We start from the raw sequence: 18,875 nt of genomic DNA on the forward strand, positions 1-18,875 counted from the left end.
CAAATGGGCGAATCATGTCCCGCCGGTTCGTTCACATGTAACTTAAACCCGTCGCGGGCTTTCCGCGCAAGGACAATCGGCTGGAACCGGGCGCGGACGGGGCTTTGCGGGTGAATTGTCGCTCGAAAGCGTTTATGTTCGCGCCTGCGAAGTTGGAGATCAGGTATGAGCACCCGTCATCTGGACCGCGCCCTCAATCCGCGATCCCTGGCGCTGTTCGGCGCGAGCGATCGTCCCGGCTCGACCGGGCGCGCGGTGCTCGACAATATCGTCTCCGCCGGCTTTCCCGGCCTGCTCCATGTCGTCAACCCGCGCTATGAAGAGATCGCGGGCCGCAAATCATTCAAGGCGCTGCGCGACATTCCCGAGCGCCCCGACCTCGTGATCATCGTCGCGCCGAAGGACATGGTCGCCGACATCGTCAACGAAGCGGCGGATATTTCGGTCCCCGCCGTCATCGTCATGACCGACGACCCCACGCCCGGCGCCGATTCCCTGTTCGAGCAGTTGCGCGCCATCGCGCGCCGGCGCGACATCCGCATTTTCGGCCCCAATTGCCACGGCCTGATCGCGCCGCGCGTCAAGCTGAACGCGAGCCTCTCGGCCCAGCCCGTGCTGCCGGGCGACCTTGCGGTGATTTCGCAATCGGCGGCGGTGATGGGCGCCATCGTGGCCTGGGGCCATACGCGACAGGTCGGCTTTTCCGGCATGGCCTCGCTCGGCCACATGGCCGACGTCTCGATCGACGACATGCTCGATTTCTACGCGCTCGATCCGATGACGCGCGCGATCCTGCTCTATGTGGAAACGCTGGAGGACTCCAAGGGCTTCATGTCCGCCGCGCGCGCGGCCTCCCGAGTCAAGCCGGTCATCGTCGTGCGCTCGGGCCGCCACGAGGCCTCGCGGCGCGCCGGCACCCATGCCGGCAATCTCGCCACCACCGATGACGTCTATGACGCCGCCTTCCGCCGCGCGGGCCTTCTCCGCGTGCCGGACATCGACGCCCTGTTCGACGCCGCCGAGGCGCTCGGCCGCGTCAAGCCCTTCAACGGCGACCGGCTGGCCATCGTCACGAACGGGCGCGGGGTCGGCTATCTGGCCATCGACCAGTTGCTCGATCTCGGCGGCAAGCTCGCCGATATTTCCCCGGCGACCCGCGAAGCGCTCAAGGCGATCCTGCCGGAAAGCTGGGCCGGCTCGGCGCCGGTGGAGCTGGCCGGCGACTGCGGCTCCGACGATTACGGCCAAGCCCTGTCGCTCGTGCTGCAGGACAAGGCAAATGACGCGGTTCTGGCGATGCATTCGCCCAATGTTCTATCCGATAGCGAGGCGACGGCCCGGGCGGCGGTGGAGGCGGTCAAGAAACACCGCCGCGCCTCGATCAACGCCAAGCCCGTCTTTGCCGTCTGGTACGGCGCGGACGAGACGATCAACCATGTGTTCGAGGAAGCGCGCATTCCGCATTACGAGCGGGGCGCCGTCGCCGGCTTCATGCATATGGTCAACTGGCGCCAGGCCCGCGAGGCGCTGATGGCGGCGCCGCCCTCGATGCCGGTGGATTTCGCGCCGGACACGTCCAAGGCGCGCGCCGTGGTGCAGCAGGCGATTGCACGCGGCAACAGCTGGCTGGCGCCCGTCGAGATCAGCGCCCTGCTGGAGGCCTATGACATTCCGATCGCTCCGGCGCGGCTCGCGCGCTCGCCGGAAGAGGCGGCGGAAGTGGCGCGCCTGGTGCTTGGCCGCTATGGCGGCTGCGTCGTCAAGATCATGTCGCGCGACATCATCCACAAATCGGACCTCGGCGGCGTGGTTCTCAACCTCCGCACGGTCGAGCAGGTGGTCGAGGCCACGCGGAAAATGCTGGAGCGCGTCGCCATCGAGGCGCCGCATGCGCGAGTGGACGGCGTCACCATTCACCCGATGGTGCGGCGTCCCAATGCGCGCGAACTGGTGATGGGCGTCACCGACGACCCGACGTTCGGCCCCATCATCGTTTTCGGGCGCGGCGGCAAGGCGGTGGAGGTCATCAACGACAAGGCTCTGGCCCTGCCGCCGCTCGACCTGTCGCTGGCGCGCGGCCTGATCGAACAGACGCGCGTGGTGCGCGCCCTGCGCGACTACCGCGACGTTCCCGCAGCCGACATCGACGCCGTCGCGCTGCTGCTGGTCAAGCTTTCCCAGCTCTCCGCCGACATTCCCGAAGTGCGCGAACTGGAGCTGAATCCGGTTCTGGCCGATTCCGACGGCGTCGTCGTGGTTGACGCCCGCGCCCTGGTCGCGCCCTCGGAGGGCCGCGTGCTCTCGGGCTGCAATCCGCGTTTCGCGGTCTCGCCCTATCCCAAGGCGCAGGAGCGGCGCACCACGCTGAAAAACGGCACGCCAGTGCAATTGCGTCCGGTGCGGCCGGAAGACGAGGAGATGTACAAGGTCTTCTTCACCCATGTCTCGCCGGAGGACATTCGCCTGCGCTTCTTCGCGCCCGTGAAGGAGTTTTCGCACGCCTTCATCGCGCGCCTCATCCAGATCGACTATGCGCGCTCCTTCGTCTGCGTTGCGGTGGACGAGAACACGGGGCTGATGCTGGGCGTGGTGCGCCTGATGCTCGACGCCGACCACGAGCATGGCGAATATGCGGTCCTGCTGCGCTCGGACCTGAAAGGGCAGGGCCTCGGCTGGAAGCTCATGAAATATATGATCGAATTCGCCCGCGCCGAGGGCATCAAATCGGTCGAGGGCCAGGTCCTCAGCGAGAACCAGCCCATGCTGTCGATGAATCAGGCGCTCGGCTTCACCATCCAGGACGATCCGGGCGAACATGGCGTCAAGAAGGTCGTGCTCGACCTGACCCAGCCGCCGACCGAGGCCGAGACGCGGGTCAGTCCAGAGGCGAGGTAAAAGGCGTCAGCCCCCCACGGTGTCGACGTTATAAACGTCGTCGCGGAAGTGGACCGTGCCGTCGGCGGAGGCCCAGCCGGTCATGTAGACCCAGACCACCGGCACCGGCTTGGGCAGCTTGATGTCCTCGCGCGCGCCGGAGGCAATGCGCTGCTGGATCATCTGGCCGGTCCAGCCGCCGCCCGAAGCGGCGCCAGGAGAGCCTCCCGGCGCCGTCCCGATCGTCGCGGCGGCGCTGGCGAGCAGCGGATCGGACGAGACCGGCGCCGCCGGGGCGCCATTCACCGGAACCCCCTGCAGCAGCCAGGCGGCGAGGTCATAGACGCCCTGCACGCGCACGCAGCCATGCGACAGGAAGCGGTAGTCATTGGCGAACAGATTGCGCGACGGCGTGTCGTGCATATAGACGGCGTCCGGGTTGGGCATGGCGATGCGGATCAGGCCCAGCGAATTGCCCGCGCCGGAGTCCTGGCGCAACGTGTAATTCGTCGCCTTGTCCGAGTTCCAGTTGATCGAGCCCGGATTGATCTCCTGCCCTTTGCCGTCGAGGATGCGGATGCGCGCGCGCGCCAGATAGTTCGGCTGCTTGCGCATTTTCGGGATGATCTCGTTCTTGATGATCGAGACCGGGACCGTCCAGGTCGGATTGAGGTTGATCGCGACGATTTTGGCCGCGATCTCGGGCGAATGATGCTCCGGCCCGCCGACAATGGCGGCGTAGCGCCGCGCGACATGGTTGTTCTCCACCGCGTCCACGGCGGTCGAGGGAATATTGACCGCGACATATTTGTCGCCGAAGGGGAAGTTCAGCCCGGCGAGCCGCTGCGCGCTGGAGGCCAGCTGCTTGAAGCGGACATTGGCGGGCACGTTCATGGCGCGCAGGGTCGCGCCGGAGACGATTCCGGTCTGCTTCAGGCCGTTGCGGAACTGAAAGCGCTTGACCGCGGCGGTGAGGGCGGGCGTCCACGCCGCTCCATTGGCCTCGGCGCCGACGATGTCGCCCTCGACCGCCAGACGGCGGCGCAGCGTCGCGACCGCCGGGCCCTTGGCGCCGGGCGAGAGCGCGCCCGGCACGACCGGCCAGCCGCCGGCGTCGACAATCGCGGCGTAGCGTTCCGAAGCCTTGGCGGTGGTGAAGAACGTCTCCGGCTGGAGCACGGGAGTCGGGTCGTCGGATAGCGCCATTTCGCGCGGCGGCGGCGCCGGCGGCTTTGGCTTCGGCTTGACCGGCGCGGGAGCGGCCTGGGCGGGCGCAACCTGGGCGGCCGCGGGCGCTGCGGGAGTTTGGGCGGGCGCTGCTCCAGCGGCCGGCGCGGCTGGCGTAGCCGGGGCCTCGGGCGCAGCGGCGGCGGGAGCAGGCGCGGCGGGAGCGGGAGTCGCCGCCGCCGGGGCGGCTGCGGCTGGCGCAGCCGGTGCGGGCGTCGCGGGCGTCGTTGGCGCAGCCTGGACCGGCTGGTTGGCGAGCGGCGTCGGAGAAAGCGCGCTTTGGGCAAAGGAGGCCAGCGGCGCGGCGCAGAGCGCGGTCGCCGAAAGCAGGGCCAAAATTCTTGTCTTGCGCCTCATGATGCGAAATTTCCCTCGCCTGTCGCTTGCCCTTTAAGGACCATGCGGCGGCGCTTGCCAAGGTTTTTGCCGGTTCTGGCGCAAATTCTCTGTTTCTGTGGCCTTTTTACGGCTATGGCGCGCGAGCGTTCCGTCTGGCCGCAACATGACGGAAATTTCATCTTGCGCCGCCTTTTCATCGTCGCGCGGGCCGCCCATATTCCGGGCGTCCGGCCGTCGCACGATGCGCCGTTCGCCATAGAGGAAATGCGCCATGTCGCCCGAAGAACGCCAGTTGCTCTCCGAACTGTTCGAACGCGTCCGCAGCCAGGCGAACGCTCCGCGCGACCGCGACGCCGAAGCCTTGATCGCCGACAGCGTGCGCGCCCAGCCCTATGCGCCCTATCTGCTGGCTCAGGCGGTGCTGGTGCAGGAGCAGACCCTGCGCGCGGCCGACCAAAAGATCCGCGAACTGGAGGCTCATGCGAACCAGCTTGAGGCGGAAGTCGGCCAGTTGCAGTCGCAGGCCCAGTCCGCGCCGCAGAGTTCGGGCGGCTTCCTCGGCGGCCTGTTCGGCGGCGGCGCCCCGCGCCCGGCCCAGCCGCAGCAGGCGCCAAATCCATGGGGCGCCCCGCCGCAGCAGCCGCAGGCCCAGCAGCCGTCTTATGCGCCGCCTCCGCAGCAGCCGGGCCCCTCTCCGTGGGGCGCCCCGCCCCAGCAGCCTCAGGGCGGCGGCTTCCTGAAGAACGCGATGGGCGCGGCCGCGGGCGTCGCGGGCGGCGTGCTGCTGGCTGATTCGCTTCGCGGCCTGTTTGGCGGCGGGCATGGCGGCGGCGGCCTCGGCGCCGGTCTCGGCTCGGGGCTTGGCGGAACTGGCCTTGGCGGTGGAGCCGGGTTTGGCGGCGGCGAGACGGTCGTAAACAATTTCTTCGACACGCCGAAAAAGGATCAGGATCAGTCCCTGTTCGACTCGTCGCATGACAAGGATCAGAATCTCTCCGACGCCGATTATTCGGGTGACGACGATTTCTTCGGCGGCGACGACGATTACAGCTCGGACGTCTGAGCCTGCCAATGCAACGCCTGAACCCGCCCGCCGCAAGGTCGGGCGGGTTCGCCGTTTCAGGAGTCCGTTTTGCGGCGCAGGCGGATCACCACGTCGACGCGGGCGATCTCCATGCCCTCCGGCGGCTCCGGCAGCCGGCTGAAGTCGATCAGCTCCTGCGGCAGATCGACCAGCAGATGCGTTTCGTCCTCGGTCAGGAAATGCTGGTGGGCGGCGAGATTGGTGTCGAAATAGGTCTTGGCGCCGTCAACCGTCACTTCCTTCAGCAGCCCCGCCGAAGTGAACTGGTTCAAGGTGTTGTAGACCGTGGCGAGCGAGATTGGCGTGCGCGCCTTCAGCGCTTCTTCATAGAGCCGTTCCGCCGTCACATGCCGGTCGCCGCCGCCAAACAGCAGCCAGCCGAGGCGCAGGCGCTGCCGGGTCGGGCGCAGGCCCGCATCGCTCAGCTTGCGCCGCAGATCATGCAGCGGGCAGCCGTTGAGTTCGGCGCCGGCCTTGGTGGTGGCGAAAATCGCGTTGCGGCCTTTCGTCGCGCCGTCGGCGGCCCGACGCGAGCGAGACGCGCTCTCTCTTTTCTCCATCACGACGACCTTTCACCTTCGGCGAAACGGCAGGTTTTTCTTGGTTCAAATCGCTGCGCGCCATCGCCAGATATAGACTTTTGCATCGAGGGCGGCAATATCGGCGCGCCGCGGCGGAGCGCTTGCGCCCGAGAATCATTCCGAGAATCATTCCGAGAATCATTCTGAGAATCGTTCAAGGCTTCTACTTCTTTTGGCGCGGCTTTCAGCCCCTCGATTGCTGTGTTAGAAGGCGCGGTTCATCATCTTGCGCCGCCGCGCCCAAGCGCCGCGCGGCGTCACTACAGGGGAAATGTCCCATATGGGCGAGAAACGCTCCAGTTTCGCTTATGAAGATCTTCTGGCTTGCGGTCGTGGCGAACTTTTCGGCCCGGGCAATGCGCAATTGCCCTTGCCGCCGATGCTGATGTTCGACCGCATCGTGGAGATCGGCGAGGAGGGCGGCGCCCATGGGAAAGGCCTGGTCCGCGCCGAATTCGACATCAGGCCGGACCTCTGGTTCTTCGGCTGCCATTTCCAGGGCGATCCCGTCATGCCCGGCTGTCTCGGCCTCGACGCCCTGTGGCAACTCACCGGCTTTTTCCTCGGCTGGCTCGGCCTGCCCGGCCGTGGCCGCGCGCTGGGCGTCGGCGAGGTGAAATTCGCCAATCAGGTGTTGCCGAGCGTCAAGAAGGTCGTTTATGGCGTCGATGTGAAGCGCGTGTTCAAGGGCAAGCTGGTCCTGGGCATCGCCGACGGCTGGCTTGAGGCCGACGGCGTCCGCATCTATGAAGTCAAGGACATGCGCGTCGGCCTGTTCCAGCCTGTCGCGGGCTGAGGCCCGCGCCCAAAGCGGCCCCTTTGAAAGAGCCGCCCGCCCAGAAGGAGTGAAAGCATGAGGCGCGTCGTCGTCACCGGCATCGGCATTGTCTCTTCGATCGGCAACAACGTCGAGGAAGTCACGGCTTCGCTGCGCGAGGCGCGGTCCGGCATTGTGCGGGCTGAAAAATATGCGGAGCTGGGTTTCCGCTGCCAGGTTCACGGCGCGCCGACGCTTGATCCCGAAAAGCTCGTCGATCGCCGCGCCATGCGCTTTCACGCCACGGGGACGGCCTGGAACCATGTCGCCATGGATCAGGCCATCGCCGATTCCGGCCTGGAGACGGCCGATGTCGTCAATCCGCGCACCGGCATCATCATGGGCTCCGGCGGCCCCTCGACTCGCGTCATTGTCGAATCCGCCGACATCACCCGGACCAAGGGGCCCAAGCGCGTCGGCCCCTTCGCCGTGCCCAAGGCGATGTCCTCGACCGCTTCGGCGACTCTCGCCACCTGGTTCAAGATCAAGGGCGTCAATTATTCGATCTCCTCGGCCTGCTCGACCTCCGCGCATTGCATCGGCAACGCGGCCGAGATGATCCAGTATGGCAAGCAGGACGTGATGTTCGCCGGCGGCTGCGAGGATCTGGACTGGACGCTTTCCGTTCTGTTCGACGCCATGGGCGCGATGTCCTCCTCCTATAACGACACGCCCGCGACGGCCTCGCGCGCCTATGACGCCAGCCGCGACGGTTTCGTCATCGCCGGCGGCGCCGGCGTCCTGGTGCTGGAGGAATATGAGCACGCCAAGGCGCGCGGCGCGAAAATCTACGCCGAACTTGCAGGCTATGGCCTGACTTCGGACGGCCACGACATGGTCGCGCCCTCGGGCGAGGGCGCCGAGCGCTGCATGCGCATGGCGCTGGAAACCTGCAAGATTCCGATCGACTACATCAATCCGCACGCGACCTCGACGCCGGTTGGCGATCTCAAGGAGATCGAGGCGATCCGCAATGTCTTCGGCGCCGACAAATGCCCGCCGATTTCGGCCACCAAATCGCTGACGGGCCATTCGCTTGGCGCCGCGGGCGTGCAGGAGGCGATCTATTCGCTGCTGATGCAGCAAAACAATTTTATCTGTGAAAGCGCCAATATCGCCAATCTCGATCCGGCCTTCGCCGATATGAATATCCTGCGTCAGCGTCGGGATAACCAGCAGCTCGGGGCGGTGCTGTCCAATTCCTTCGGATTTGGCGGCACCAATGCGACGCTGATCTTCAAAAATATCGACGCTTGACCGAGAGTGTGCGCATGACAGTTTCCGCCAAGGGCTTGATGACGGGCAAACGCGGCCTCATCATGGGCGTGGCCAACAACCATTCCATCGCCTGGGGCATCGCCCAGGCCGTCGCCGCCGAAGGCGCCGAACTCGCCTTCACTTTTCAGGGGGAGGCGCTGGGCAAGCGCGTGAAGCCGCTCGCCGAGAGCCTTGGCTCCGCGCTCACCTTGCCCTGCGACGTCGAGGACCTCGCCAGCGTGGACGCGCTGTTCGCGGAGCTCGAAAAGTGCTGGGGGACGCTGGACTTCGTCGTCCACGCCATCGGCTTCTCCGACAAGAACGAATTGAAGGGCCGCTATGTCGACGCCACCACGCGCGAGAATTTCTCGCGCACCATGGTGATCTCGGCCTTTTCCTTCACCGAAATCGCGCAGCGCGCCATGAAGCTGATGCCGAACGGCGGCTCCCTGCTGACGCTGACCTATGGCGGCTCGACCCGCGTCATGCCCAATTACAATGTGATGGGCGTGGCCAAGGCGGCGCTGGAGTCCAGCGTGCGCTATCTCGCCGCCGATCTCGGCGCGCAGAACATCCGCGTCAACGCCATTTCCGCCGGGCCGATCCGCACGCTCGCGGGCGCCGGCATCGCCGATGCGCGCTTCATGTTCAATTTCCAGAAAGCCCATGCGCCGCTGCGGCGCACGGTGACCATCGAGGACGTTGGCGGATCGGCGCTCTACCTTCTGTCGGGCCTTTCGGCGGGCGTGACGGGCGAGATCCATTTCGTCGACGCCGGCTATAACGCCATCTCCATGCCCCAGCCGGGCAGCCTCAAGGCCGATCTGGAATAGCGGCTTCTTAAGCCTTTGCCGCCATATTCCTGCGTCGCGGCTGTGACGCGGGAGTTCTTCATTTGCATCAGGCGCAGAGCATTGTTTCCCTGGACGCGGCCGCCAGAAATCCGACGCGGGATCTCCCGGCGCGCGGGAATGTCGGGCCCTGGCTGGCCGTGGCCTGCGCGCTCGCTTTATCGCTCGTCCTGCAACAGACCCGCTTGCTGACAGTCTGGCGCGGCGGCGGCTTCTTCGATACCGACGACGCCATGCGCATGGTTCAGGTCCGCGACCTCCTCGCCGGCCAGGGCTGGTACGACATGACGCAATGGCGGCTCGACGCGCCGGGCGGGGTCTTCATGCACTGGTCGCGGCTCGTCGATCTCCTGCTCATCCCGCTGCTGAAATTCTTTGGCCTCTTCCTCGCGCCGGAACAGGCCGAGCGCGCGGCGCGGATCGCCTTTCCCACGCTGTTTTTCGCGCTTCTGCTTTCGGGCGGCGCCTGGGCGGCGCGGATTTTCGCGGGGGCCTCCGCGCGGGTCTATGGCGTTTTCGCCATCCTGTTCTGCGGCGTGTTCTTCTGGCAGTTCCCGCCCGGCCGCATCGATCATCACGCGCCGCAGATCACGCTGCTGTTCTTCGCTGTCGCGGCGCTCGCCCGCGCCTTCGATCCGGCGCAAGGACGCTGGGCCGCGTTCGCCGGCGCCTGCATCGCGGCCTCACTCGGCATCGGACTGGAAAACCTGCCCTTTTTCGCGTTGATCGCGGCGGTTCCCGGCCTTCTGTTCGCATGGCGGGGCGTTGAGGCGCGCAAGCTGCTCGTCTTTTTCGCCGCGGGACTGGCGCTCACGCTGGCGGGCGTTTTCCTGCTGACGGTGGGGCCGCGCCACTGGCTCGTTCCCGCCTGCGATGCGCTGTCAGCGCCCTATCTTGCCGGCGCGCTCGGGGGCGCGGCGGCCTATGGACTGCTCGCGCTGTGTGGGCGCTGGCCGGCCCCGGCGCGTTTCGCCGCCCTGGCGTTTCTGGGCGCCGCAGCATTGGCGCCCGTCGTCCTGTTGTGGCCGGAATGCCTCCAGTCGCCCTATGCGGCGGTCGATCCGGTGGTGCGGAGCCTATGGCTCGATCATGTTGGCGAAAACCTGACCCTTCGCGCCGATTTCGCCGTCCTGCCCAACGCCGCCTTGCTGATGGCGGTCCCCGTCCTGATCGGCCTGTTTGGCGCCCTTGTCGGGGCTTGCACGTCGCACGGGGTCGCGCGCGGGCGCTGGCTGTTCCTCGCCGCCATCATCGGCATGGGCTTCGCCACGGCCTGCCTCAGCTTGCGGGTGTTTGCCTCGACCATGCCGCTGGCGGCGCTGGGCCTGCTGGCCCCAGCCGTTCTGGTGCGGCAAGGCCTGTCGGCGCGCGGCGGCCTCCTCTCAGCGGCCACGGGCTTCGCCGTTCTCCTCGTGACTTCCTCCTTCGGCGTCGCGTTGGCGCTCCCGGAGTTGCCGCCAGCCGAAGGCGTGGAAAATTCGCCGGATATGTTCTGGCGGCGTCCCAACGCCTGCCTCGATTCGGCCAGTTATACGTCTCTCGCCGATCTCGCGCCGGGTCTCGCCGTCGCCCCGGTTTCGGCGGGCTCCTATTTGCTGGCGCATACGAATCTAAGCGTGCTGGCGGCGCCCTATCACCGCAATAATCACGGCAATCGCGCCGCACTCGACATCTTGCGGCAGCCCCCGGCGCTGGCGGAAAGCCTGGCGCGCAAGGCGGGCGCCAATTACGTGCTGCTGTGCTGGGAGACGCCTGCGGACCTCGCCTATTACCGGGCCATGGGCTCGGACAGCCTCGCCGCGCAAATCGCCGCGGGGAAGGCCCCGCGCTGGCTGCGGCCTCTTCCCCTCGCGGGAACGCCGTTCCACGTCTTCGCCGTGTCGCCGCCAAGCGATTGACCGTGCGTCGGCTTCCCGCCGCGCGGAAACGAAAAAGGCGGCCGTCTCGCGACGGCCGCCTTTTCCTTGGAATGTTGGAGGCTCAGGCCTGCTCTTCGGCCGCTTCCGCCTTGGCTTCGGCCTTGGCCTTGGCTTCGAGATCCTCGCCGGTGGTCTGGTCGACGACGCGCATCGAGAGACGGACCTTGCCGCGATCGTCGAAGCCGAGCAGCTTGACCTTCACCTTGTCGCCCTCCTTGACAACGTCGGTGGTCTTGGCGACGCGCTGGCTGGACAGCTGCGAGATGTGGACGAGGCCGTCCTTGGCGCCGAAGAAATTCACGAAGGCGCCGAAATCGGTGGTCTTGACGACCGTGCCTTCGTAAATCTGGCCGACTTCCGGATCGGAAGCGATGGACTTGATCCAGGCGATCGCCGCCTTGATCGAATTGCCGTCGGCGGAGGCGATCTTCACCGTGCCGTCGTCGTCGATATTGATCTTGGCGCCGGTCTTTTCCACGATCTCGCGGATGACCTTGCCGCCCGAGCCGATCACTTCGCGGATCTTGTCGGTCGGGATCTTCATCGTCTCGATGCGCGGCGCGAATTCGCCCAGCTCGGCGCGGGCGCTGGTGAGCGCCTTGGCCATTTCGTGCAGGATGTGCAGACGACCGCCCTTGGCCTGGCCGAGAGCGACCTTCATGATCTCCTCGGTGATGCCGGCGATCTTGATGTCCATCTGCAGCGAGGTGACGCCGTGCTCGGTGCCGGCGACCTTGAAGTCCATGTCGCCGAGATGATCCTCGTCACCCAGAATGTCGGAGAGCACCGCGAAGCGCTCGCCTTCCAGGATCAGGCCCATGGCGATGCCGGCGGTCGGACGCTTCAGCGGAACGCCCGCGTCCATCAGCGCCAGAGAGGCGCCGCAGACAGTCGCCATCGAGGACGAGCCGTTGGATTCCGTGATCTCCGACACGACGCGGATCGTGTAGGGGAACTCGGCCGCCGTCGGCAGCATCGGATGGACCGCGCGCCAGGCGAGCTTGCCATGGCCGATTTCGCGACGGCCGGGCGAACCCATGCGGCCGGTCTCGCCGACGGAATAGGGCGGGAAGTTGTAGTGCAGCAGGAAGTTTTCCTTATAGGTCCCTTCCAGCGAGTCGATGTACTGCTCGTCTTCTCCGGTGCCCAGCGTCGCCACCACCAGGGCCTGCGTTTCGCCGCGGGTGAAGATGGCCGAGCCATGGGTGCGGGGCAGGACGCCAACCTGGGCGACGATCGGGCGCACGGTGCTCAGATCGCGGCCGTCGATGCGGATATGGGTGTCCAGAATGTTCCAGCGCACGACCTTGGCCTGCAGGTCGTGGAACACTTCCGCGACCTTCTGCTTGTCGAATTTCGCCTCGCCGTCCGCCGGGAACAGGGCGGCGGTGACCTTGGCCTTCACGGCGTCGACGGCGGCGTAGCGCTGCTGCTTGGCGGTGATCTTGTAGGCTTCGCGCAGTTCGGCTTCGGCGATCTCGGCGACGGCCTTTTCAATTTCGCTCTTGTCGACGAGGACGAGGTCGCGCGGCTCCTTGGCGGCGCGTTCGGCGAGGCGGATAATGGCGTCGATCACCGGCTGGAAGGCGGCGTGGCCGGCCATGACGGCGGCCAGCATGGTTTCTTCGGAAAGCTCCTTGGCTTCCGATTCCACCATCAGCACGGCGTCGGCGGTGCCGGCGACCACGAGGTCGAGATCGGAGGTCTTGGCCTCGTCGATCGTCGGGTTCACCTTGATCTCGCCATTGATATAGCCGACGCGGGCGGCGCCGATCGGGCCCATGAAGGGCACGCCGGACAGGGTCAGGGCGGCGGAAGTGGCGACGAGCGCCAGAATGTCCGGGTCGTTCTCGAGGTCATGGCTCAGCACGGTGACGACGACCTGGGTGTCGTTGCGATAGCCGTCCGGGAAGAGCGGGCGGATCGGACGGTCGATCAGGCGCGAAATCAGCGTTTCACGTTCGGAGGGACGGCCCTCGCGCTTGAAATAGCCGCCGGGAATGCGGCCGGCCGCGAAGGCCTTTTCCTGATAGTTCACGGTGAGGGGGAAGAAGTCCTGGCCGGGCTTGGGCGCCTTGGCCGAAACGACGGTGGCCAGCAGGGTGGTTTCGCCATAGGAGGCGAAGACCGCGCCATCGGCCTGGCGCGCGATGCGGCCGGTCTCCAGCGTCAGCTTGCGCCCGCACCAGTCGATTTCCTCGCGATGAATCTCGAACATTTTTTTCGTCTTTCGTGGATGGGAGAAGCGCCACACCATGAGCAAGACGGCGAGACGTCGCCTTTTGCGGCGTCTGACAATCCTGCCCCGGGCCCGAACGCTTCGTCCGGTTGGACGGGCGGCCCCTGCCGCCGGCCCCTTTTTTCGCGCGGCTCTTTCCGCGCGACATGGAAACGTAACTCGGAAAAAACGCGGCCGGACGAACCGGCCGCGCGGAAAAGTTTAGCGGCGGATGCCGAGACGCCCGATGAGCGTCTTGTAGCGGGCTTCGTCGCCCTTCTTGACGTAGTCGAGGAGCTGACGACGCAGCGAGACCAGCTTGAGCAGGCCGCGACGCGAATGGTTGTCCTTCACATGCGACTTGAAATGCTCGGTCAGGTTCGTGATGCGCTCGGTCAGAATGGCGACCTGCACTTCCGGCGAACCGGTATCGCCCGGCTTGGTGGCGTATTCCGTGATGAGCGCGGCTTTGCGCTCGGCAGTGATCGACATCGAATGTCCTTTCGTTGTTGAAGATCCGCTGCGCGCCGGGCCGCTCCGGGATGTCGTCCAGGGAGGTCAAACGCGAGCGCCGCCGCAAGCGCGAGCCGGCGGCGAAGTGCGCCTTATACACGAAAATTATGGCGGGGCCAGCCCGAAGGCGTGGAACCTTGGCGCAGGCGGCTTGGAATGGCGGCGGGTTCGCTCAAAACGGCAGGTTGAACACGCGGTTCGGCACGAACTCGCCGCCCTCGACCAGGCCGGAAGCGATGACGACGCCGCCGCAGACGGCATAGGCCGCGCCTTCCGCCGGGGCGTCGCGGCCGCGCAGAATGACGGATTGGCCGCGCCGGGCGCGGGCCGCCGCGGTGCGGTCGAGCACGAGGCAGGGCAATTCCGTCAGGCCGGCCTCGACGCCGAGCAGGTCTTCATGGGCCAGTTCCGGCGCCTCCAGCAATTCGGCCAGCGGCGCGGAGGCTTCCTCGCTGAAGGGGCCGACGCGGGTGCGGCGCAGCGCGGTCACATGGCCGTAGCAGCCCAGCGCGCGGCCGAGATCGCGAGCGATGGCGCGGACATAGGTGCCCTTGCCGCATTCGGCCTCCAGCACCGCCTGGTCGCGGTCGGCGGCGACGAGCCGCAGGGCGTGGATGGTGATGGGGCGGGGCGCGAGATCGACCGTCTCGCCGTCGCGGGCGAGGTCATAGGCGCGCTCGCCATTGATCTTGATCGCCGAAAAGGCCGGCGGGCGCTGCATGATTTCGCCGGTGAAGCTTGGCAGCAGGGCGGCGATGGCGGCGGGGTCGGGGCGCGCGTCGCTGGTCTGGACCGCATGGCCTTCGGTGTCGTCGGTGTCGGTCTCCACGCCCCATTGCACGGTGAAGCGATAGGCCTTTTCGCCGTCCTGCACGAAGGGCACGGTCTTGGTCGCCTCGCCGAAGGCGATGGGCAGCACGCCTGAGGCGAGCGGGTCCAGAGTGCCGGCGTGGCCGGCCTTCTTGGCGTTGAACAGGCGCTTCAGCCGGGAGACGGCCTGGGTCGAGGTCAGCCCGACGGGCTTGTCGAGCACGACCCAGCCATTGACTTCGACGCGGGTGGAGCGCGGCGCGTTCACGGCGCGTCGTCCTCTTTTTTTGCGTCCTCGTCTTGATCGTCTTCCGAGCCGTCCTGCGCGGGGGCGGCGAGATCCTGCGCCACCTTGGCCGTTTGCAGCAAGGCGTCAATCTTGGCGGCGTTGGCGAAGGACTCGTCCACCCTGAAGCGGATTTCCGGCGCATATTTCAGATTGACCTGATGGGCGACCTCGGTGCGCAGGAATTTCTTGTGGCGATCGAGGATCGTCACGATCTGGTCCTGCGCCTTGCCGCCGAGCGGCATGACATAGATGGTGGCGAGCTTGAGATCGGGGCTCATCTTGACCGTGGGCACGGTGACGACCAGCCCGGCGAGTTCGGGATCGTTGATTTCGCCGCGCGACAGCAATTGCGCCACGGCGTGGCGGATCAGTTCGGCGACGCGCAACATGCGCTGGCTCGGCTCGCCGCCCTTTTGATGAATTCTGGACATTTTTGCCTCGTGAGAGCGCCGCCGCCCTTGTCGCGGCGGAAATTCGCGCGGGCCGGTCAACGCGATTCCGCCCGGCGCGCAGGGCTGGGCTAGGAGCGAACGCGACGCCGAGCTGACGCGACGGGCGCCGAACCGCCATGCGGTTCGGCAACAAATCAGAGACTCCGTTTGATCTCTTCGACGCGGTAGCACTCGATGACGTCGCCCTGCCGCATGTCCTGGTAATTCTCGAAGGCCATGCCGCATTCCTGGCCGGAGGCGACTTCCTTGACCTCGTCCTTGAAGCGCTTGAGGGTCGAGAGCTTGCCCTCGTGCACCACGACATTGTCGCGGATGAGGCGGACGTGCTGCCCGCGCTCGACGACGCCGTCGGTGACGAGACAACCAGCGACCTTGCCGACCTTGGTGATGGTGAAGACCTCGCGAATCTCGGCGTTGCCGAGCATGGTCTCGCGCAGGGTCGGCGCGAGCAGGCCGGACATCGCCGCTTTCACATCGTCCACGAGATTGTAGATGATGTTGTAATAGCGGATTTCGATGCCGAGCTTTTCCGAGGCCTCGCGCGCTTCCTTGTGGGCGCGGACATTGAAGCCGATGACCGCCGCCTTGGACGCTTCGCCGAGCGCGATATCGGATTCGGTGATGCCGCCGACGCCGGCGTGGACCACGCGCGCCGCGACTTCGTCGGTGCCGAGCTTTTCCAGCGCCGCGCAGATCGCTTCGACCGAGCCCTGCACGTCGCCCTTGATGACCAGCGGGAATTCCTTGCGGCCGGCGGTCTTGAGCTGGCTCATCATGTCGGCGAGCGAAGAGCGCGCCGAACCGCCGCGGGCGGCGGCCTGATCGCGCTTCTGGCGTTCGCGATATTCGGTGATCTCGCGGGCGCGGGCTTCGGACTCGACCACAGCGACGCGGTCGCCGGCTTCCGGCGCGCCGCTGAAGCCGAGGATTTCCGTCGGGAAGGACGGACCGGCGTGGACGCAGTTGACGCCCTTGTCGTCGATCAGGGCGCGCACGCGGCCCCATTGCGAGCCGGCGACGACGATATTGCCGACCGCCAGCGTGCCGCGCTGGACCAGAACGGTCGCGACCGGGCCGCGGCCACGGTCGAGGCGCGCCTCGATGACCGTGCCTTCGGCCGGACGATCGGGATCGGCCATGAGGTTGAGCACTTCCGCCTGTAGCGAAATGGCTTCGAGCAACTTGTCGAGATTGGTCTTCTGCTTGGCGGAAACCTCGACTTCCAGCGTGTCGCCGCCCAGCGATTCGACCTGCACCTCATATTGCAGCAGTTCAGCGCGCACGCGCTCCGGCTTGGCGTCGGGCTTGTCGATCTTGTTGATGGCGACGATGAGCGGCACGCCCGCCGCCTTGGCGTGGCTGATGGCCTCGATCGTCTGCGGCATCACACCGTCGTCGGCGGCCACGACCAGCACGACGATGTCGGTGACCTTGGCGCCGCGGGCGCGCATGGCGGTGAAGGCGGCGTGGCCGGGGGTGTCGATGAATGTGATCTTGCCGCCGAGCGGCGACTGTACCTGATAGGCGCCGATGTGCTGGGTGATGCCGCCCGCTTCGCCCGAGACCACATTGGCCTGGCGGATGGCGTCGAGCAGCGAGGTCTTGCCGTGGTCGACATGGCCCATGATCGTGACGACCGGGGGACGCGAAACGAGATTCTCCTCGGCGTCCGGCGTGTCGAACAGGCCTTCCTCGACGTCGGATTCAGCCACGCGCTTGACGGTATGGCCGAGTTCGGAGGCGATCAGCTCGGCGGTGTCGGCGTCGATCACGTCGGTGATCTTGTGCATCTGGCCCTGGCGCATCAGCAGCTTGATGACGTCCACGCCGCGTTCCGACATGCGGTTGGCGAGTTCCTGGATCGTGATGGTCTCGGGCAGGACGACTTCGCGCGACAGGCGCTCCTTCTGCTCCACGACGCCCTTGAGGCGCTGGGTGCGGCGGCGGAAGGCGGCGACGGAGCGCGTGCGCTCCTCGCCGTCGCTGGCGAGGGCGGTGGTGACGGTGAGGCGGCCGCGCGACTTGGCCTCGGCCCCGCGCGCCGGCTTGACGGCCGGCACGGCGAGCTTGGGCTGGATCGGGGTGCGGCGGAGGCCGAGCGGCGCGGCGCCGCCGGGAGCCGTCGAAGCGGGCGTCGTCCTGCCTTCGGCGGCGGCCGGGGTCGGCGTGGCCGACGGGGCCGGGGCGGCGGGACGGGGCGCGCTGAAGACGATCTGCTGCGGACGGCGCGAATTGCCCGACGGGGTCAGGGACAGGCCATGATCGCCCTCGGTCGAGGCGGGAGCGGCGGGCGCGGCGCCCGGGGTGAGACGGCGGCGCGCCTCGTCCTCAGCGCGGCGCTTGGCTTCCAGATCGCGCTGCAGGCGCGTCTCTTCTTCCTTCTTGCGCGATTCCGCAGCTTCGCGCTCGGCGCGTTCGCGGTTTTCACGCTCGGAGCGGGCGCGGGCTTCCGCCTCCTGGCGCTTGCGGTCTTCTTCCTCGCGAACGCGGGAGTCGTTCAGGGCGCGGGCGCGGGCGTCGCGTTCGTCATCGGTCAGCGTGCGAAGGACGACCCCGGTCTGCGGGCGCGGGGGGATCGGCTTGACCGGCGGGCGCGCCTGGGCGGGCGCGCCCTGCTGGATGGGCGCGGCAGGGGGCGTCGGCGCCGCGGCGGCCGGCTTCGGCGCGGATGCGGCCGGGGCGACGGGGGCCTTGGGCGCTTCATGGGCGCGACGCTTAACCTTCTCCACCACGACCGCCTTGGTGCGGCCGTGCGAGAAGCTCTGGCGTACGACTCCCTGCTCGACCGGGCGCTTCAACGACAACGTCTTGGTCGGAGGCACAGTCAGGGTTTTGTCGCCGGAATTGTTCGAATCGTTCATATCGCTCATGCGTCCCCGGAATCTCGCCCGTTGCTGTCTTGACCGTTCGCGCCGTCGGCTTCGAAGTCCTGCTCCAAAGCCTCGGCCGCTGTCAAATCTTCGCCCCCGACAGGGGCCGCCGCTTCGCCGTCGCCGCGATATAACGCAAGTCGCCGTGCAGAAGCGAGAAAAACCTTCGCCGCGGAGCCAAGCCCCAACGCGGCGTGAACCACATTGCCGCGGCCGAGCGCGGAATCGAGCTCGTCCGTGGCAAGGAGATCGATGTCCGGCGGCATGTGCTCGCCGAAGCGGCGGCGCAGGGCCTGGCGCAGCTTGCGCTTGCCGTCCGGAGCGCCGTCGACAGCGTGAATCAGAGCGGCGATCTTGCCCGAGGCGATGGCCCCTTCGACCTTGGCGAAGCCGGTGGTCACGAGGCCCGCCTTGTTGGCCAGCGCGAGGCCTTGCGCGGCGTCGCGCCGCATCAGGGTCTCGATCAGCTCCGGCAGATCGGGCGAAGCATACGCCTTTTCGCGCAAGCCGCGCGAAAAGAGCTGTTTCTTGACGGCCTGGGCGACGAGCGCCTTCGACAGGCCGACCCAGACGCCCCGTCCGGGCAATTTGCGTTTGAGATCGGGGACGACAGCCTGATCGGGACCGAGGACGAAGCGGATCAGTTCGTCAGGCGCGCCGGTCTGGCGCGTGACGATGCAGGTGCGCTCTTCCGGCGCCTCTCCCTTGCGGGGAGCGGCGGCGGGCGCGACCAGATCCTGTTTCGTCTCCAGCGTCAAAACCAGCATGCCCTTT

The 18,875-nt window shown here is 66.9% G+C and carries 14 protein-coding genes; 6 read left to right on the plus strand and 8 right to left on the minus strand.

Annotated elements, in window-relative coordinates:
- The first annotated feature begins 165 nt into the window (after positions 1-165).
- Positions 166-2,895: a bifunctional acetate--CoA ligase family protein/GNAT family N-acetyltransferase gene (locus QM467_RS07725; RefSeq protein WP_283365730.1), complete on the plus strand. Its 2,730-nt coding sequence runs from the start codon at positions 166-168 to the stop codon at positions 2,893-2,895.
- A 6-nt stretch (positions 2,896-2,901) separates the two neighbouring features.
- Here QM467_RS07725 and QM467_RS07730 read toward each other — a convergent pair whose 3' ends face one another.
- A complete protein-coding gene (locus QM467_RS07730) occupies positions 2,902-4,458 on the minus strand; it encodes a L,D-transpeptidase family protein (protein ID WP_283365731.1) in 1,557 nt (518 codons plus the stop codon).
- A gap of 253 nt (positions 4,459-4,711) precedes the next feature.
- Here QM467_RS07730 and QM467_RS07735 point away from each other — a divergent pair, with 253 nt between their 5' ends.
- Positions 4,712-5,503, plus strand: coding sequence for a DUF2076 domain-containing protein (locus QM467_RS07735; RefSeq protein ID WP_283365732.1), 792 nt, complete (start codon positions 4,712-4,714; stop codon positions 5,501-5,503).
- A gap of 56 nt (positions 5,504-5,559) precedes the next feature.
- Here QM467_RS07735 and irrA read toward each other — a convergent pair whose 3' ends face one another.
- Complete coding sequence (gene irrA / locus QM467_RS07740; RefSeq protein ID WP_446737749.1) at positions 5,560-6,084, minus strand: iron response transcriptional regulator IrrA; 525 nt, start codon at positions 6,082-6,084, stop codon at positions 5,560-5,562.
- A gap of 301 nt (positions 6,085-6,385) precedes the next feature.
- Between irrA and fabA the strand changes: the two genes are divergently transcribed.
- The 4 genes from fabA (at position 6,386) to QM467_RS07760 (ending at position 10,928) form a co-directional block, all read left to right on the plus strand.
- Entirely contained in the window at positions 6,386-6,901 is a 516-nt protein-coding gene (fabA, locus tag QM467_RS07745) for a 3-hydroxyacyl-[acyl-carrier-protein] dehydratase FabA (protein WP_283365734.1), read from the plus strand.
- 57 nt (positions 6,902-6,958) lie between these two features.
- Positions 6,959-8,179: a beta-ketoacyl-ACP synthase I gene (gene fabB, locus QM467_RS07750; RefSeq protein WP_283365735.1), complete on the plus strand. Its 1,221-nt coding sequence runs from the start codon at positions 6,959-6,961 to the stop codon at positions 8,177-8,179.
- A 14-nt stretch (positions 8,180-8,193) separates the two neighbouring features.
- Positions 8,194-9,012: an enoyl-ACP reductase FabI gene (fabI, locus tag QM467_RS07755; protein ID WP_283365736.1), complete on the plus strand. Its 819-nt coding sequence runs from the start codon at positions 8,194-8,196 to the stop codon at positions 9,010-9,012.
- A gap of 62 nt (positions 9,013-9,074) precedes the next feature.
- Positions 9,075-10,928 carry a hypothetical protein gene (locus QM467_RS07760; RefSeq protein WP_283365737.1) on the plus strand — a complete coding sequence of 618 codons (1,854 nt, stop codon included), beginning with the start codon at positions 9,075-9,077 and terminating at the stop codon, positions 10,926-10,928.
- An 82-nt stretch (positions 10,929-11,010) separates the two neighbouring features.
- Here QM467_RS07760 and pnp read toward each other — a convergent pair whose 3' ends face one another.
- The 6 genes from pnp to QM467_RS07790 all read right to left on the minus strand — a co-directional run bounded on the left by pnp (position 11,011) and on the right by QM467_RS07790 (position 18,868).
- The gene (gene pnp, locus QM467_RS07765; protein WP_283365738.1) at positions 11,011-13,167 is read right to left on the minus strand and encodes a polyribonucleotide nucleotidyltransferase; all 2,157 of its coding nucleotides are present in this window, start codon (positions 13,165-13,167) and stop codon (positions 11,011-11,013) included.
- A gap of 222 nt (positions 13,168-13,389) precedes the next feature.
- Positions 13,390-13,659: a 30S ribosomal protein S15 gene (gene rpsO / locus QM467_RS07770; protein WP_283365739.1), complete on the minus strand. Its 270-nt coding sequence runs from the start codon at positions 13,657-13,659 to the stop codon at positions 13,390-13,392.
- A 193-nt stretch (positions 13,660-13,852) separates the two neighbouring features.
- The gene (gene truB, locus QM467_RS07775; protein ID WP_283365740.1) at positions 13,853-14,758 is read right to left on the minus strand and encodes a tRNA pseudouridine(55) synthase TruB; all 906 of its coding nucleotides are present in this window, start codon (positions 14,756-14,758) and stop codon (positions 13,853-13,855) included.
- Positions 14,755-15,210 (minus strand): 30S ribosome-binding factor RbfA, encoded by a 456-nt coding sequence (gene rbfA / locus QM467_RS07780; RefSeq protein ID WP_283365741.1) that lies wholly within the window; start codon positions 15,208-15,210, stop codon positions 14,755-14,757. Before rbfA ends, truB begins: the two co-directional genes overlap by 4 nt.
- 155 nt (positions 15,211-15,365) lie before the next feature.
- Positions 15,366-18,092: a translation initiation factor IF-2 gene (gene infB, locus QM467_RS07785; RefSeq protein ID WP_283365880.1), complete on the minus strand. Its 2,727-nt coding sequence runs from the start codon at positions 18,090-18,092 to the stop codon at positions 15,366-15,368.
- A gap of 5 nt (positions 18,093-18,097) precedes the next feature.
- Positions 18,098-18,868, minus strand: coding sequence for an RNA-binding protein (locus QM467_RS07790; protein ID WP_283365742.1), 771 nt, complete (start codon positions 18,866-18,868; stop codon positions 18,098-18,100).
- Between the last annotated feature and the right edge of the window lie 7 nt (positions 18,869-18,875).

It is taken from the genome of Rhodoblastus sp. 17X3 (genome assembly GCF_030056575.1).
GTDB lineage: Bacteria > Pseudomonadota > Alphaproteobacteria > Rhizobiales > Beijerinckiaceae > Rhodoblastus.